The organism is Blautia sp. LMAG:36 (assembly GCF_008680535.1).
GTDB classification, from domain to species: Bacteria; Bacillota; Clostridia; order Lachnospirales; family Lachnospiraceae; genus Blautia_A; species Blautia_A fusiformis.
The window spans coordinates 542,067-558,698 of the sequence record NZ_NALB01000007.1 but is presented as its reverse complement, the minus strand read 5'-3'; the positions used below and the strand labels follow the sequence as shown (position 1 = coordinate 558,698).

Here is a 16,632-nt window from a genome sequence, read left to right as displayed (position 1 = left end):
CATGACAGAGAATGTATTTGAAGCAGTCAAGCAGTCGGTCAGCACCAGAGATGCGGCAGCGTTTTATGGGATCGAGGTCAAACGAAATGGCATGGCCTGCTGTCCCTTTCACGATGATAAGAACCCAAGCATGAAGGTAGACCAGCGGTTCCACTGCTTTGGCTGCGGTGAAGATGGGGATGTGATCGACTTTACCGCAAAGCTCTTTGACCTCTCCCCAAAAGAAGCGGCAGAGAAATTGGCACAGGACTTTGGCCTGATCTATGACAGTCAGGCCCCTCCCCGTAGGAGATATGTCCGGCAGAAAACAGAGGCACAAAAGTTTCGGGAGGACCGGCAGCGGTGTTATCGCGTACTGTCCGATTACTACTATCTGCTGAAAAAATGGGAAGCCGACAATTCTCCCCGGACACCGGAGGAAGAACCGCACCCCCGTTTTGTGGAAGCAATCCAGAAGAAAACCTATGTAGAGTACCTGTTGGACCTTTTTCTTTATGAAAGTGAAGAAGAACAAAAGGCATGGATTGCAGAACACACAGCAGAAATCACACACTTGGAAAGGAGATTGAAAATCATGGCTGAGAACAAACCCACCAACCGAGAGCGGCTAAGGGAAATCACAGATGGCATCGAGCAGGGGATCAAAGAACTGTTTGAGAGTGAAAAGTATATGCGCTATCTGTCCGTCATGTCCCGCTTCCACCGCTATTCGGTAAACAACACCATGCTCATCTATATGCAGAAGCCGGACGCTACATTGGTAGCCGGATACAATAAGTGGAAAGACCAGTTTGAGCGTCATGTAAAAAAGGGCGAGCATGGCATTACCATCATCGCCCCCACACCGTATAAGAAGAAAATCGAGGAGCAGAAGCTGGACCCGGATACCAAGGCTCCGATTCTGGATAAAGACGGAAAGATCGTCACAGAGGAAAAAGAAATCGAGATCCCCATGTTTCGCCCGGTCAAGGTTTTTGATGTGAGCCAGACCGACGGGAAACCTTTGCCGGAGCTTGCTTCCTCCCTTTCCGGCAATGTGCCAAATTATGAGGCATTCATGGAGGCTCTGCGCCGCAGTGCGCCGGTGCCGATCACTTTTGAAGCAATGGCCGCCGATACGGACGGCTATTTTTCTGCCGATCATCAGAAAATCGCCATTCGTCAGGGCATGAGTGAGGTGCAGACGGTTTCGGCCACAGTACATGAGATTGCCCACAGCAAGCTCCATGACCCTAAAAAATATGAAATGCTACCGTCATGGAAGGTTGTGCTGGAGAGTGAAGGTGGAACCAAGCATGATTTCAAGCTGGATTTTGCCACAGAAAGAGAAGCTGAACAGTTTGCTTCTGATATGGATTGGCGCTATGTGGACGAAAATCAGTTTGAATGGCGTCTTGCAGTTGAGGAAGATCCAACCGCAGAAAAACAGGCAATCAAAAATCGCCACACGGAGGAAGTGGAGGCTTTATACTCAGCATTCCAAAATGTTAATCATTTTAAAGAATGCTGAGAAATAAGACGTTTTTCTACTAAAAGATGTGCATTATTCGTTAGCGCAATCCACAAAGTCTTGCCATTTCATCTTCGTTACCCTCCCACATTGGTGCTTCATCAGATACAGGTGTTGGAACAGATTCCATTGCGTCTCTAAGCTGTTCAACAGATGGCTTTGCATAGTAGCTTTTGGTTGTATCAGTTCTGGCATGTCCTAACACTGTAGAAACCAGCTCAATGGCGATTCCATCCTGATAAAGATTTGTGGCTCTGGTTCGGCGAAACATGTGACAGTGAACCGAATCCGGAAGACTAACCCCTTTTTCACTGACCAGAGCTGCATATTTTTTTATAATCCGCTGGACATTTCCAACGGACATCCTGTCTGTTACACCTTTTATTGTTGTGGAAAATAAGTATGCTTCTTTGGAAGAATTACTGTGATATACACGTATATATTCCCTAAGGTGTTCGACTGCTTTAGCTGTTAATTGTATGGTTCTTTCTTTATTACCTTTGCCGGTTATGAAAATATTTGGATATTTTGATTCCATTGCGATATCACATAGGCGAATATTAAGCAGCTCACTGATTCTTACAGCTGTATCGTAGAGAAGAATCAAAATAGCACGGTCTCGTACACCGAATTTCGTATTCGGCGGTGCAGACAGTATTGCAGCAAGTGCATCATCGGACAAAATAGGTTTTTCCTTTTTAATGGTTTTGCATGGTGAGATCTGACTGATCGCCAGGGCAACTGACTGGACTGATATGTCCATATCCGAGGCATAGTTCAGATAGGCACGGATAGCCGCGACTCTTACATTTACAGTTGATGGCTGGCTGCCATTTGCAAGCAGATATTCTCTGAAATTATAAATACATTCTTTGGTACAATCAGAAAACTGAAAGGTGCTTATGGATTTACCTAATTCATCTGCAAGGTAGTTTTTAAATATTGTAAGGGAATCTCTGTAGGATTCTGCTGTAGCCTGACTGCGTCCGACCTGCTTTACCAAATAAACATTTAGAAAGTTCCATGTGTGAGAAAAGAACAGCTGGTCAGTCGATATCTTTGCTGATTTATTCTTCATAGGGAATCACCTCCGGAATGACCTTTCCAGACACTGAATCTTTCTCTCGGATAGTATCAAATGCCTTTTCTACAAGATGATAGTAATAATACGTTTCATCAGGACTTTTGTGTCCAAGGTATCTGCTTAAATATGGGAGCATAGTGTTTGTATCAATTCCCTGATGCATCCACTCATTAAATCTCTCTACTACAAAAGCATGGCGTAAACAGTGGGGTGTCGGATGTTTATCAACTGTCCTGGCAACCGGAAGCATGGCCCAATGGCGGTTAAAACTCGATTCTACTCCAGAGCACGAAACAGGCTTATGTGGATCTTTTCCCGGAAAAGCCCAGTCAATTCCGGGGAAAAGCATTTCCTGACGTTCTTTATAGTTTTTAAGTACCGGAAGGCTATCCTGCGGAAGATATACAAGGCGATCTTTGTTACCCTTTGAGCCAAGGACAGTAAGGATTCCTTTATCCAGGTCTATGTGCTCCCATTTTAGCAATCGCCCTTCTGACAGACGCAGACCGCAGCAAAAATATAGGAGAAAAAGAATCTTGCACTCTCTATCGAGTCTAAATTGCTCTGAATTATGAGACGTGCGGATATCCATTTTCTGTAGCAGTTCCTTAACTTCCTCTTTTGATGGAATGTAAAGAACCGGACGGTAAGCCTTGCAGAAAAAATTAGGAACGTATGCTTCCTGACCAAGGGAAAGGATATATTCACTCAGCACCTTCACCATCGACATACGGCGATTATGATAGGCATCTCCTTCGCCCGGTCTGGCTTCTGACCATTTGGCTGCCATTTCATAGGTGACTGTTGTCAGTTCCGGATAATTCTGTACGCAAAAGGTATCAAAGCGTTTTAATAGCTTTTCTTCGGAATTATAGGCATATCCATCAGCTCGTTTTTGCTGTATAAGTCCTTCGATATGATGTGCCAGACCGCTCTCAAAAATGTATGTCATGATAAAACACCTCCAAATTCCAGAGGGCAGAGCCTCATTTTATCTTCGTCACGTTCAAGATATACCTCTGCTGTTTCCTGACGTGCATGTCCGAGAGCATTGGAAATATCATCAAGTTTGTTGTCTGCCCGAAGCATTCTTGTGGCAAATGTTTTTCGTGTCATATGAAAGCCCTGACCAGTAGATAATTCAAATCCATATTCAGCAAGTATTCTTTTTAAAGCTCCACGGCACGCCGTTGTAACTTTAAGAGGAATATATGGTGCCTGATGGCTGATAAATATATAACCGTTGCCTGTGACAGCCGATTCCGGACGTCCATTCATGATGTATTTATATACTGAATTACCTACATCCGTTGGGACTGGAAGCGTTATTGCTTTGCTTGTTTTCTGCTGAATGAAGGAAACAGTTTTGTTTTTCCAGTCAAAATCATTTACCTGAAGCTTTAGGATGTCTGTTCCCCTGATACCCATTCGAAGTCCAAGCATGACCATGGCTGTGTCCCTGAGCTCCATGGGAGTAGAAGCTTTCTCACGATATTCATATATATTCTCGACCATAGCATCGCCCAGAACATCAACTATGCTGCGATGAGGCGCACAGCTTGCAGATACTGCAAAAGAAAGTGTTGGTGAAATCAGATCCTGGTCAGCCATGTACCGTAGAAGCTGACGAAGCTTGGTTCCATATGCATTTTTACTTTCCGGGGTCGAGTGGACATCATGGTTATGAAATGCTTTAACCACATCGGGTGTTATGGAGACTGGATTATCTATTCCATTATCTTCAAGATATTTGAAGAAACTGCATCCGGCTGCCCTGCACATGGTAAGTGTCTTATCGGTCATTCCATCCCGCCTGCGGCTTTCTATGAAACCATCAAGGATGCTTTTGCTCCATGATGGAAGATGATCAGATGCACGCATCGGCTCAGCGATTATATTGGATTCCATTATGCCCTGGAGATACTTTTCAAACATTCTGATAGTGTGTGAACGACGAGCTGATCCGGAACTGCTGGCTTTGATCTGATTCGGGCAATCCGGGAGTATATCTATCCATGATGTCACAGTTTCTGCCGAGTGTTCCAGATGGTTAAGTTCCAGGAACATGAAATACCATGTGAAATCATTGCGATAAACAGCTTTTGATGATTCCATGTATTTCCAATCGTCCAAAGCGTCAAGATATTCATCAGCTTTAAGAGCGAGAGGTATACTCGGATGAAATGCGGTACCTATTTTAGAAAGTCTCATCTCAAGCAGTATTTCAACGTTCTCACCAAAAAGAACCCGCTGGTAACACTCTGGCACATCACCTCTGCGGTGAAGATATTTCATAAGTGCTGTCATGGCACATACGGCGTTCTGACGTCTGGCAAGAGATTTACAGGATTTGCAGTAAGTATTCCAGTATTCGATAAGAGTATCTATGGTTATTGCTTCCGGCTCTGTAACTCCCAGGGAAGTAGCAAGCTTGAAGAACTCCTTGATGGCAACAGAATACGTATGGTAATAGCAGGGATTCTGTGTGGTCGCATAGTATTCTTCCAGCTCATATGTCAGGCGAAAAAAGGATTCCGATATTCCGCTCCGGCAGAAAAAACTGTCTTCTGAGCGGCAGAAAGAACTTTTGATATCTCCAAAGAGCAGGTAATGCTCGAGGCGGAACAGGGCATTTCTATATTGGGAACACGTCTCATAGGAAATTTCCCGTTTTTTAATCTCAAGCCAGTCCAGTGCGGCATCCATTGAAAAAGGAATGCCCTTATCCATCAGGTACTTGAAGAGTGTAGTATAACAGGTTCTGTGCATGTCTATATTTTTACATGCACTGTCTGGCTGTTTCATCATATTGAGAACTGATGAAATAGCATCTAAATAGTTTATTTGCATATCAAATGCGCTCCTTTCCGGCTTCCCATTCGAGGGGAAAACCTGATAATAGCATATCTGATAATGCTCATCTTTTTTACAAGAAAGTGAGGATTTATGGAAAATAATTTAAAAGATCAACATTATAAAAACATGGGTATAACGCCTCAAATGGAAACATTAACATTTGAGGCTGAAAGCATCTCCTATGCGGTCTGCAAATATTTTGGCATTGAGACCGGAGAAAACAGCTTCGGCTATATTGCAAGCTGGAGTCAGGGCAAGGAACTGAAAGAGCTGAGAGCCAGTTTGGAGACCATCAATAAGACCTCCGGCACTTTGATCTCTGACATTGAGCGCCACTATAAGGAAATCTGCAAAGAGCGTGGGATTGATCCCCATGCAAAGGCAGAGCCGGAAACCGCCCCGATAGAGCAGCCAACCGGCAATCTGACCTACTATGTAGCAGAGTGCATGGAGTTTCCAAACCTTGGAGAATATCACGATAACCTGTCTTTGGAGGAGGCGGTCCGCATTTATCAGGAGATTCCGGCAGAGCGAATGAACGGGATCAAGGGCATTGGCTTTGAGCTGAAAGATGGAAGCGACTATGAAGGACCTTTTCCGATTTTGACCGGGCAGACCATTGACATGGACACCATTCAGGCAATCGACTATTACCGTGATAATCCGTTGGTGCAAAAAGCGGTAAAGGAACTGGCTGCGGCCATGCCGGAAATGGAGGTGCTGGGAGCGGACGCCAACCAGCAGGAGGCTTTGTTTCTGATCGACGATGCCACTTATCTTCATATCCAGCCCTGTGACAGTGGCTGGGACTATACCCTTTACGATGCCGCATCCATGAAAGAGCTGGATGGCGGTCAGCTGGATATGCCGGAGCTTTCCCGCAAAAATGCAGTTCTCCAGATTTGTGATGACAACAATCTGGACAGCACTTCGCTCAGACACGCTCCTATGTCCATGATTGAGACCTTGCAGGAAGCTGCCTACCAGCAGATGCAGGCAGAGGCCAGTCAGATGGCTGCTTCTTCTCAGCTGCCGGAAGCACAAGAGCAGGTGCTGGATGAATACCCTATGCCTGATGAGCAGGTATCCACACCGGATATGCAGGAATACGGCTACTTCTATGATGGGATGCTCCCTGTCACCAGAGAACGGGCGCTGGAACTGGATGCCGCTGGTTTGACTGTCTATGTGCTGCATGAGGACAATACGGAGAGTATGGTATTTGACTCGCAGGAAATCATGGATCATGGCGGCATTTTCGGTGTGGACCGTGAGGAATGGGAGAAAAGCCCTCAGTTCCACGAAAAGGTCATGGAGCGCCAGGAACATCAGCAGGAACGGGAACAGGCATTTCTCGCTCAGAACAGAGATTGCTTTGCCATCTATCAGGTAAGTCGTGACGATCCGCAGAATGTGCGCTTTATGAATCTGGATTGGTTAAAGTCCCATGACATTTCCATAGACCGCAGCAATTATGACCTCATTTACACAGCTCCGCTGAGGGAGTCTGGCACGGTACCGGAGCAGCTGGAAAAACTATATGAGCAGTTTAATCTGCAAAAGCCGGCGGATTTTCACAGTCCTTCTATGAGTGTCAGTGACATCGTTGCGATCAAGCAGGATGGTAAGGTATCCTGTCATTACTGTGACAGTGTTGGTTTTACCCAGATCCCCGGATTCCTGCCAGAAAATCCGCTGAAAAATGCGGAGATGGCCGTGGAGGATGATTACGGCATGATCGACGGTATCATCAACAATGGCGCAAAAGAGCCTACGGTGGCAGAGCTGGAACAGCAGGCCCGCAGCGGTCAGTCCATTTCCCTCATGGATTTGGCTGCCGCTGCCCATCGGGAGGAACGGGAAAAGAAAAAGTCCGTCATGGAGCAGCTGAAAAGCCAGCCCAAGGCAGAACACAAAAAGACAGCGCCCAAAAAGAGTGCGGAAAGGGAGATTTGATATGGGAAACTTTACTTTTGAGGAAATGAACCTGATGTGCATTTACAATACCGGTAGCCGCACCGGACTGATCGAAGCTCTGACTGAGATGTGCGGTGAACTGGCCCCGGAGGAAACGGAACTGAGGGAGCTGACCGACAGCGCCCTTACGAAGCTCTGTGCGATGACCGATGAGGACTTTGCCCAGCTGGAGCTGTACCCGGATTTTGACCAGTAAATTTATCGTGTCGGGATGACATAGTGAGAGAAACTGTTCGATGGGAAGGCGGTTTCTCTCAATTCTTTACAAACTCCCACTATACTTGGAGGGATGAATGAACTATAATGTAAGCAACAAATAGGAATTTATAAGGAACTGATAATATGAAAGGATTTGAGCGAAAAAATCAATTATTTTCCCTTTGCGGATTGAATTGTGGGTTATGCCCTATGTTTTTAGGAAAGCACTGTGGCGGTTGCGGGAATGGTAATCAATCGTGCGGAATTGCTAAGTGTAGCCTTGAACATGGTAAAATTGAATATTGTTATGAATGTGAAAGTTATCCATGTGAAAAATATCGGTATATTGATAAATATGATTCTTTTATAACTCATAAACGCCAAAAAGCAGACTTGAAAATGATACAGGACATTGGTGTTGAACGGTATAATCTTCAACAACGGGAAAAAATGCAAATTCTTTCTCATTTACTTGCTAACTATAATGATGGTCGCAGAAAAAATTTCTTCTGTGTAGCAGTCAATTTATTAGAGCTTTCAGAATTACAAGAAGCTATGAAACAAATACAACAAAATGATGAATTGTCTGTCTTGTCCGTCAAAGAACAATGTTCATATATAGTTGATATACTTCAAAAAATTGCTGATAGAAGAAATATAGAGCTAAAACTTGTTAAAAAGTAGTTTGTAAATTCCAGTTGTGCGCCCAGCTAAGGGTGTGTAGTCAAGCCGGTGGGATTCCGGTTTATCCAAGGTTTAGCCAACCAGATAATAGCGAGTCTTGGGACGATGCCGGTAACGGCATCTGACAAGCGTAGACAGCAAGAAAGCAGGGTTGAATAGTGATTGAGCTTCGAAACGTTAACTTCAGTCGGTCGACGTCTTAACTGGTGCGGAAGACAATATCATATAATGCGATATGGCGAGTGTTATGTGGCACTGCGGAGTCAGAGAACCAATCATGTTTTACATTATGAATACACATCAACTGGGGAGAACCTGCCATTTCTCGAAGAAGAGTATGAAGTTGCAACTGAAAACGGAGGATTTCAAATGAATGGTAGGTGGTCGGACAATCCCATAGTACTGTGGAAATCGGGCAATGCCGATGGAGGGAAGGGGATTGCATAGTAAAGGTCTTACTGAGGACACATTATCCGTACTCAGGGACGGAGGAAATAATGGAAACGAAATTAGTGAGAATAGCTGAGATATCGGCAACATCAAAACATCCTATATTTACATCAGTGTACCACTTGATAAATGAAGATATGCTAAAGCAATGCCATAAGGAATTAGATGGGAACAAAGCAGTCGGAATTGACAAGGTAACTAAGGATGAGTATGGGAAGAACCTTGATAGAAATATCAAGGAACTGGTACAGAGGTTGAAAAACAAATCCTTTAAGCCACTTCCGTCACTGAGGGTATATATACCTAAAGGAAATGGAAAGAAACGACCATTAGGGATTGCTTCCTATGAAGATAAGATTGTACAAATGGCAGTGAAGAAAATACTGGGAGCTATTTATGAACCGAGATTCCTAAACTGCATGTATGGATTCAGACCGAATAGGGGGTGTCACGAAGCAATAAAAGAAGTATACCAACGGATAAGCTATGGAAAAATCAGCTATATCGTAGATGCCGATATCAAAGGTTTCTTTGACCATATCGACCATGATTGGATGATGAAGTTCCTTGAATGGAATATACAGGATAAGAACTTATTGTGGCTAATACGTAAATACCTTAAAGCAGGAATAATGGAGCAAGGAAAATTCGAGCCAACAGAGGAAGGTTCGGCACAAGGCTCAGTAATGAGTCCGATGCTTGCAAATATATACATGCATCATGTGCTGACGCTGTGGTTTAAGCTGGTGGTGCAAAGGGAAATGCAGGGAGAGTGTTTTCTCGTCAACTTTGCGGATGATTTTGTTGCAGGATTTCAATATAAGTCAGAAGCTGAAAGATACTATAAAGAGTTAAAGGAACGAATGGAAAAGTTTGGACTGGAGCTGGAAAGTAGTAAAAGCAGACTGATTGAATTTGGGAGATTTGCAGAGCAGAATCGTAGAGCAAGAGGAGAATGTAAGCCTGAAACATTTGATTTTCTAGGGTTTACCTTCTACTGTAGCAAAACTCGAAAGGGAGGTTTCGTGCCAAAGGTACAGACTTCAAGAAAGAAGTTTGAGCAAAAGGTTAGAGCATACAAGAACTGGATTTACGATAATCGAAATCGACCAATGCGAGAAATAATTAAAGAGTTGAACGTAAAACTAATTGGACACTATCGGTATTATGGTGTTACATGGAATTTTCGGAAGATAACAACATTCCTGCATAGAGTACAACAGTTTCTATTCAAAGCCATGAATCGGAGAGGTTGTAGACGGGCATACACATGGAATGGATTTGTGGAAATGCTCAAGTATTACCCGTTAGCAAAACCTAAAACGTACTATTGTTTATATTGAAGCAAATGTTACTATGAGGAGCCGTATGCGGGAAAGCCGCACGTACGGATCTGTGAGGGGCTAAGATTGAGAGGTCTTAGTCTACTCGACTGTATAACCAATAGGTTAGCCATAATTTAACATTCACAGTTTCACCCAGCAGGAAATCATTTAGGTTTCCTGCTTTTCTTTTACCCAAAACCGAAAGGAGGACAGAACACCATGCCAACCAAAGCTGAACTATATGCACAGATGGCGAACAAGGTGGCAACGCAGCTCACGGGGAGCTGGCAGGAATGGGCAGGGTTTCTCACCACTGCTTCCCGCCTTTACAAGTACCCGTTCCATGAGCAATTGATGATCTACGCCCAGCGTCCGGACGCTACCGCCTGTGCAGAGTACGATTTGTGGAATGAAAAGATGGGCCGGTATGTAAGGCGCGGCTCCAAGGGAATCGCTCTGGTGGACGATTCCGGGGACAGGCCCCGCCTGCGCTATGTTTTTGATATTTCCGACACCGGAACCCGTGAACATTCCCGCACTCCCTGGCTGTGGCAGCTGGAGGAGCGCCATTTGGATTCGGTGCAGGCCATGCTTGAGCGCACCTATGATGTTTCCGGTGATGACCTTGCCGGACAGCTCACCGAGGTAGCCGGAAAACTGGCTGAGGAATACTGGACGGAGCATCAGCAGGACTTCTTCTATATCGTTGACGGTTCCTTTTTGGAGGAATATGATGAGTTTAACATCGGAGTACAGTTCAAGGCAGCAGCCACCGTCAGTATCACTTACGCTTTGATGTCCCGCTGTGGACTGGAGCCGGAACGCTACTTCGACCACGAAGATTTCATGGCAATCTTTGATTTCAACACCCCGTCCACCATCGGGGCGCTGGGAACAGCGGTCAGTCAGATTAACCAGCAGGTGCTACGGCAGATCGGCGTTACCGTCCGAAATGCAGAGCGCGAAGCCAACCAAGAAAGGAGCAAGCAAGATGAACAATCCCATGACCTATATCCAGAACGGAGACTATCTGATTCCCGACCTGAAGCTGAGCCAGCAGCGGTCGAAACCCCTGGGCAAGTACGGCAGGATGAGGAAAACCTACCTGAAGGAACATCGTCCCATCCTCTACAACCAGATGTTGCTGAGCGAGAAGCTGTACCCGCACCTTCTGGAGATCGACGAGACCGCCCAGAGCAGACTGGAACAGATGATGCCCCAGCTGGCGAAGGAAGCGGGAGCCACCGAGGAACTGAAAGCCAGCGATCCCATGAAGTGGGTGGGGCTGATGAACACCTGCAAAGCTCAGGCCGAGGAAATCCTGATGGCGGAGCTTATCAACAGCTGACCCTAAACCTGTTCCTCTCCGAAGCGGAACAGATCCAATCCATAGATGAAGCAGAGAATGTAGCGCATACATCCTCTGCTTTTTCTTTTGCCCAAAATGACATCGACCATGTGCTGCGTTTGGGCGGCAATACAGACCGTCAAAGGGAGCGTGTGGTTGCAGCCTTTGAAAAGCAGAAAACCACCGCTGAGATTACCGAGATACTGAAAACGCTGTACCACGGCGGCAATGGCCTTGGCAGTGTGAGCGCATGGTATGCCGAGGATGGTATCCATCTTTCCCATGGGAAGTCTGTCCGTTATGACAGGTCTGCCCAGGTCATTTCCTGGGAGAGCGCCGCAGAGCGTATCGGGGAGCTTTTGGAAAGTGGTCAGTTTGCCTCCAATGTGGAGCTTGCAGAAGCGGCAGGCTATGAACGCTCCCTCCTTGCAGAAAAGCTCTGGTATCTGTATCACGATCTCAGTGAGGGTGCCAGAGAAGCCGGATATTTGTCCTGCCTGTCAGAGATCAAAGGCAATGGTTTCCCGGAGGAGACTCGCCGCCTGACGGAGCAGCTGAGTGACCCGGCTTTCCGCCAGACCCTCAAGGAAGAATACGCCGCCTTCTGGACTGCCTATCAGCAGGACCGTGACCTGTTGCGTTTTCACTATCACAGACCAAGGGAGATCTGGGAGAACCTGAAGGACCTTGACCTGCCACGCAGGACCTTTTCTTCAGACCTTTCCCAAGTGCCAACCGTTCAACACTTCATTACCGAGGATGAGATCGACGCCGCCATGACCAGCGGCAGCAGTTTTGCCGGAGGAAAAGGCCGCATCTATGCGTTCTTCATGGAAAACCATACGGACAAGGAAAAAGTGAGATTCCTCAAAGACGAGTATGGCATTGGTGGTCGCTCTCATGCCCTGTCCGGCGCAACACACAGCGGCGAAGATCACGATGGGAAAGGACTGCACTATAAAAAGCAGGACTGCCCGGATGTTCACTTGAACTGGGAAAATGTTGCCAAGCGCATTACCTCTCTTGTTCAGAAAGGCCGCTATCTTACCGAACAGGAACAGGCGCAGTATGACAAAATCCAGGCTGAAAAGGAACTGGCAGAAGAAGATGCTATCCAAGCCCAGCAGCCGGAGATGGAAGAAGAAACGCCAAAGCCTATCCTTCGGGAGCAGTTTGAGCAGTATAAGCCTGTGGTGACTGCCGCTATTTCCGAGGATGCCGCATACCGCAATGCCTGCGGGCATTCTGACCGTGAAAATGCTGTCATCGAGGGCAATGCCGCTGTGCGCCGTGCGGTTCTTGGTTCTAAGGATATGGAGCTGATCCGACTCTATTCGGATGTGCCGGAGTTCCGTCAGCGTTTACACCGGGAAGTGATCGACGAGACCTATCCAAAGCTCCATGAGCTTCTGCGCCCTCTTTCTCAGGAAGATATTGATACTGCCCTTTGTGCATGGAACGGCAATATCGAGAGTAAACACGCTGTTGTCCGCTATATGAAAGACCATGAAAGAGAAAAAGATACCGCCGCATGGCTGGCTCAGGAATACGGCGGCAGTAACAGCAACAGCCTGTTCGTTGTCCGTGCCGGCAGCCCGGAGGAAACGCAGCTGCCCTGGCCGAAGGTACAGCGCCGGATTGCCCAGCTCATTCAGGAGGACCGGTTCTATACCGAAGAAGAACAGAACCGTTTTGACGACATCGACCCAATCGCCATCCGGGAAGCTCTGGAAGAAAGAGGGATCGTCAACGGACAGGTGACAGACCCGGAAAAACTGGACAATGATCCGTTTATCCAACAGGTGATGTCAGATGCAGAGCAGATCGCAGATGCCGGGACAGAGCAGACTTCCGAAGTTTCCATTTCCGATGAGGAATATGACGCAGTTCGCCGCCCAATTCCGCAAAGAACCTCCTATGACCCAGCCGCCCCGGTCTATGCCGTGGGCGATACCGTGTATATCGAGGATGACGCCTATCAGATCACCGAGCTGCGGGAGGACACCGTACAGCTTCTGCCCACCGGCATGGTATATCCCATCTATCGGGCAGAGCGCAAAGAACAGTTCGAGCAGCTGCTTCGGGCAGACCGCCGCAATGCTTACTATACCGAGTTTCTTCCCATTGACCCGGACAAGGCAGATCAAGACTTGCGGGATGTATTGGCCCATGGACTCATGGATGAAGCGGATAAACAGCAGCTTTCCACGCTGCTGCAATCCGGCAGGAGCAACAGTGAGATCGCCTACTGGCTGAGTAGAGCTTATCCTCGTGAGATTGAGACGCTGGATTTGGAGAACGGCGATATTGCCGATTACCGTACCACGACACAAGGCATGGAGCTGGAAGTCATGGATGCAGAGGAAAAGCGTCTGGCTGTGCTGTATTTCCGCTGGGATGAGGTTGCGCCTTTGCTGCGCGGGATGTATGCCCGTCAGCTGGATGGCTTTGGACAAGAACAGCCCCAACCGTCTGCCGAATCCCCAGCCTTTCATTCCGAGACCGTGGCCGTCTATCCGGGCGATAAGAACCATCTACCTTATGATGTGGTGGTGGAACGGTTGCATATCGAGGAGCCGGAGCCGCCAGCCCCTGTGACAGAGCCGGAGAAAACCTTTGAGGAAGTGCTGGACGAACACCCGGTTTCCATTCAGGTCAATGGCCAGTGGCAGACCTTCCCCAATGCCAAAGCTGCCGAGGAAGCCTCCTACGAGGAATACAAGGCTAACCTGCGCCGCAATGCAAAAAACTTCCGCATTACCGATGAGCATTTGGGCGAAGGCGGTCCGAAAGCCAAGTTCCAGGCAAATGTCAATGCGATTCGTTTGCTGAAAGAGCTGGAAGCTGCTGGACAGCAGGCAAGCCCCGAACAGCAGGAGGTTCTTTCTCGATATGTGGGATGGGGCGGTCTCTCTGATGCTTTTGACCCGGAGAAACCGGCATGGGCTTTAGAGTATGCCCAGCTAAAAGAACTGCTGACCCCGGAGGAATATGCCGCCGCCAGAAGCTCCACCTTAAACGCCCATTACACCAGCCCTACGGTCATTCAGGCCATCTATGAAGCGGTGGGCCGTATGGGGTTTGAGACTGGAAATATTCTGGAGCCGTCTATGGGTGTGGGCAATTTCTTTGGTATGCTGCCGGAGGAAATGCGAAACAGCCGTCTGTACGGCGTGGAGCTGGACCCTGTTTCCGGGCGCATCGCAAAGCAGCTCTATCCTAAGGCGGACATCACAGTAGGCGGCTTTGAGACCACCGATAGGCGTGACTTCTTTGACCTTGCCATCGGCAATGTGCCGTTCGGTCAGTATCAGGTCAACGACAAAGCCTACAACAAGCTGAATTTCAGTATTCATAACTATTTTTTTGCCAAAGCACTGGACCAGGTGCGTCCCGGCGGCGTAGTAGCTTTTGTGACCTCCCGATATACTATGGACGCCAAGGATTCCACCGTGCGCCGCTATCTTGCCCAGCGTGCCGAGCTGCTGGGAGCTATCCGTTTGCCTAATGACGCGTTCAAAAAGAATGCCGGTGCCGAGGTGGTATCGGACATCATCTTTCTCCAAAAGCGGGACCGTCCGCTGGACATTGCACCAGAGTGGACGCAGACCGGACAAACGGAGGAGGGGTTTGCCATCAACCGGTATTTTATCGACCACCCGGAAATGGTGCTGGGCAGACAGGAGCCGGTAAGCACTGCTCATGGTATGGATTACACCGTGAACCCTATCGAGGGACTGGAGCTTTCCGACCAGCTGCATGATGCTGTGAAGTACATTCATGGCACTTATCAGGAGGCAGAGCTGCCGGAGCTGGGCGAAGGCGAAGCCATTGACACCTCCATTCCTGCCGACCCCAATGTGAAGAACTATTCCTATGCCATTGTAGACGGGCAGGTGTACTACCGGGAAAACAGCCGCATGGTGCGCCCGAATCTCAACACCACCGCAGAAGCCCGCGTAAAAGGTCTTGTGGGACTGCGCGATTGTGTGCAGGAACTGATCGACCTTCAGATGGATGCAGCGGTTCCGGACAGCACCATTACCCAAAAGCAGGCGAAACTGAACAGCCTCTATGACAGCTTTTCTGCCAAATACGGTCTCATCAATGACCGTGCAAACCGTCTGGCCTATGCAGACGATTCTTCCTATTACCTGCTCTGTGCGCTGGAAGTCATCGACGAGGACGGAAAGCTGGAACGCAAGGCAGATATGTTCACCAAACGGACCATCAAGCCCCATCAGGCGGTGGCTGTGGTGGATACGGCAAGTGAAGCACTGGCGGTGTCCATCTCGGAAAAAGCCTGCGTGGATATGGACTATATGAGCCAGCTTACCGGAAAAACAAAAGAAGAACTGGCCGGAGAGCTGCAAGGCGTAATCTTCCGTGTACCGGGACAGTTGGAGAAAGACGGCACACCCCATTATGTGACTGCTGATGAATACCTTTCCGGCAATGTACGCCGCAAACTGCGTCAGGCGCAGCGGGCGGCACAGCAGGACCCTTCTTTTGCAGTCAATGTGGAAGCTCTTACCGCCGCCCAGCCCAAAGACCTGGATGCGTCGGAAATTGAGGTGCGTCTGGGCGCTACCTGGATTGACAAGGAGTACATCCAGCCGTTTATGTATGAGACCTTCAACACCCCGTTTTATCTCCAGCGCAGTATCGAGGTCAACTATTCTTCCTTTACTGCTGAATGGCAGATCAAGGGGAAATCTTCCGTATCCTACAACGATGTGGCAGCTTATACCACCTATGGGACCAGTCGTGCCAATGCCTACAAGATTTTAGAGGACAGCCTGAACCTGCGGGATGTCCGCATCTATGACACCATAGAGGACGCAGACGGAAAAGAGCGCCGCGTGCTGAACGCCAAGGAGACCACCCTGGCGGCTCAAAAACAGCAGGCGATCCGGGAAGCCTTTAGGGACTGGATCTGGAGAGACCCGGAGCGCCGCCAGACTTTGGTGCGCCAGTACAACGAAGAAATGAACTCTACCCGTCCCCGCGAATATGATGGCAGCCACATCACTTTTGGAGGCATGAACCCGGCCATTACCCTGCGGGAACACCAGAAAAGCGCCATTGCCCATGTGCTGTATGGAGGAAATACCCTGTTGGCACACGAAGTAGGCGCAGGTAAAAGTGCGACACGTTCGTAACTGAAAAGGTTACGCACAAGTCAGCTAACAATAGAATC

At 48.0% G+C, this 16,632-nt stretch carries 8 protein-coding genes and 3 pseudogenes; 7 read left to right on the top strand and 4 right to left on the bottom strand.

All coding sequences use genetic code 11. The annotated features are described in order from the left end of the window. Position 1 precedes the first annotated feature (1 nt). A pseudogene (locus tag CCC17_RS11970) lies at positions 2-1,249 on the top strand (CHC2 zinc finger domain-containing protein); the annotation flags it as partial. A gap of 301 nt (positions 1,250-1,550) precedes the next feature. Here the strand turns inward: CCC17_RS11970 and CCC17_RS11965 are convergent. The 3 genes from CCC17_RS11965 to CCC17_RS11955 are packed head-to-tail and all read right to left on the bottom strand — an operon-like array spanning position 1,551 to position 5,444. After that, on the bottom strand, positions 1,551-2,588 hold the full coding sequence (locus CCC17_RS11965; protein WP_118207862.1) for a tyrosine-type recombinase/integrase: 1,038 nt from the start codon (positions 2,586-2,588) through the stop codon (positions 1,551-1,553). After that, positions 2,578-3,546: a tyrosine-type recombinase/integrase gene (locus tag CCC17_RS11960; protein ID WP_118207861.1), complete on the bottom strand. Its 969-nt coding sequence runs from the start codon at positions 3,544-3,546 to the stop codon at positions 2,578-2,580. Before CCC17_RS11960 ends, CCC17_RS11965 begins: the two co-directional genes overlap by 11 nt. Next, complete coding sequence (locus CCC17_RS11955) at positions 3,543-5,444, bottom strand: tyrosine-type recombinase/integrase (RefSeq protein WP_118207860.1); 1,902 nt, start codon at positions 5,442-5,444, stop codon at positions 3,543-3,545. Before CCC17_RS11955 ends, CCC17_RS11960 begins: the two co-directional genes overlap by 4 nt. A 93-nt stretch (positions 5,445-5,537) precedes the next feature. Between CCC17_RS11955 and CCC17_RS11950 the strand changes: the two are divergent. The 4 genes and pseudogenes from CCC17_RS11950 to ltrA all read left to right on the top strand — a co-directional run. Continuing rightward, positions 5,538-7,406: pseudogene (locus CCC17_RS11950) on the top strand (YodL domain-containing protein); the annotation flags it as partial. A 1-nt stretch (position 7,407) separates the two neighbouring features. Next, the gene (locus tag CCC17_RS11945; protein ID WP_178875828.1) at positions 7,408-7,623 is read left to right on the top strand and encodes a transposon-transfer assisting family protein; all 216 of its coding nucleotides are present in this window, start codon (positions 7,408-7,410) and stop codon (positions 7,621-7,623) included. A 146-nt stretch (positions 7,624-7,769) separates the two neighbouring features. Beyond that, positions 7,770-8,309, top strand: a complete 540-nt coding sequence (locus CCC17_RS11940; RefSeq protein WP_287083153.1) for a DUF3795 domain-containing protein — start codon at positions 7,770-7,772, stop codon at positions 8,307-8,309. Positions 8,310-8,806: 497 nt separating this feature from the next. After that, positions 8,807-10,102 (top strand): group II intron reverse transcriptase/maturase, encoded by a 1,296-nt coding sequence (gene ltrA / locus CCC17_RS11935; protein ID WP_155177828.1) that lies wholly within the window; start codon positions 8,807-8,809, stop codon positions 10,100-10,102. Between the two features lie 219 nt (positions 10,103-10,321). Here ltrA and CCC17_RS11930 read toward each other — a convergent pair whose 3' ends face one another. Next, positions 10,322-10,921 carry a hypothetical protein gene (locus tag CCC17_RS11930; protein ID WP_287083152.1) on the bottom strand — a complete coding sequence of 200 codons (600 nt, stop codon included), beginning with the start codon at positions 10,919-10,921 and terminating at the stop codon, positions 10,322-10,324. A 166-nt stretch (positions 10,922-11,087) separates the two neighbouring features. Between CCC17_RS11930 and CCC17_RS11925 the strand changes: the two genes are divergently transcribed. Next, positions 11,088-11,432 (top strand): TnpV protein, encoded by a 345-nt coding sequence (locus CCC17_RS11925; protein WP_435391139.1) that lies wholly within the window; start codon positions 11,088-11,090, stop codon positions 11,430-11,432. After that, a pseudogene (locus CCC17_RS11920) lies at positions 11,360-16,579 on the top strand (SNF2-related protein); the annotation flags it as partial. The gene CCC17_RS11925 and the pseudogene CCC17_RS11920, both read left to right, overlap by 73 nt. Positions 16,580-16,632: the final 53 nt, after the last annotated feature.

Excerpts from the sequence above, each read along its gene's own strand:
- CCC17_RS11965 (WP_118207862.1), bottom strand. The coding sequence starts at position 2,588 with ATGAAGAATAAATCAGCAAAGATATCGACTGACCAGCTGTTCTTTTCT.
- CCC17_RS11960 (WP_118207861.1), bottom strand. The coding sequence starts at position 3,546 with ATGACATACATTTTTGAGAGCGGTCTGGCACATCATATCGAAGGACTT.
- CCC17_RS11955 (WP_118207860.1), bottom strand. The coding sequence starts at position 5,444 with ATGCAAATAAACTATTTAGATGCTATTTCATCAGTTCTCAATATGATG.
- CCC17_RS11945 (WP_178875828.1), top strand. The coding sequence starts at position 7,408 with ATGGGAAACTTTACTTTTGAGGAAATGAACCTGATGTGCATTTACAAT.
- CCC17_RS11940 (WP_287083153.1), top strand. The coding sequence starts at position 7,770 with ATGAAAGGATTTGAGCGAAAAAATCAATTATTTTCCCTTTGCGGATTG.
- ltrA (WP_155177828.1), top strand. The coding sequence starts at position 8,807 with ATGGAAACGAAATTAGTGAGAATAGCTGAGATATCGGCAACATCAAAA.
- CCC17_RS11925 (WP_435391139.1), top strand. The coding sequence starts at position 11,088 with ATGACCTATATCCAGAACGGAGACTATCTGATTCCCGACCTGAAGCTG.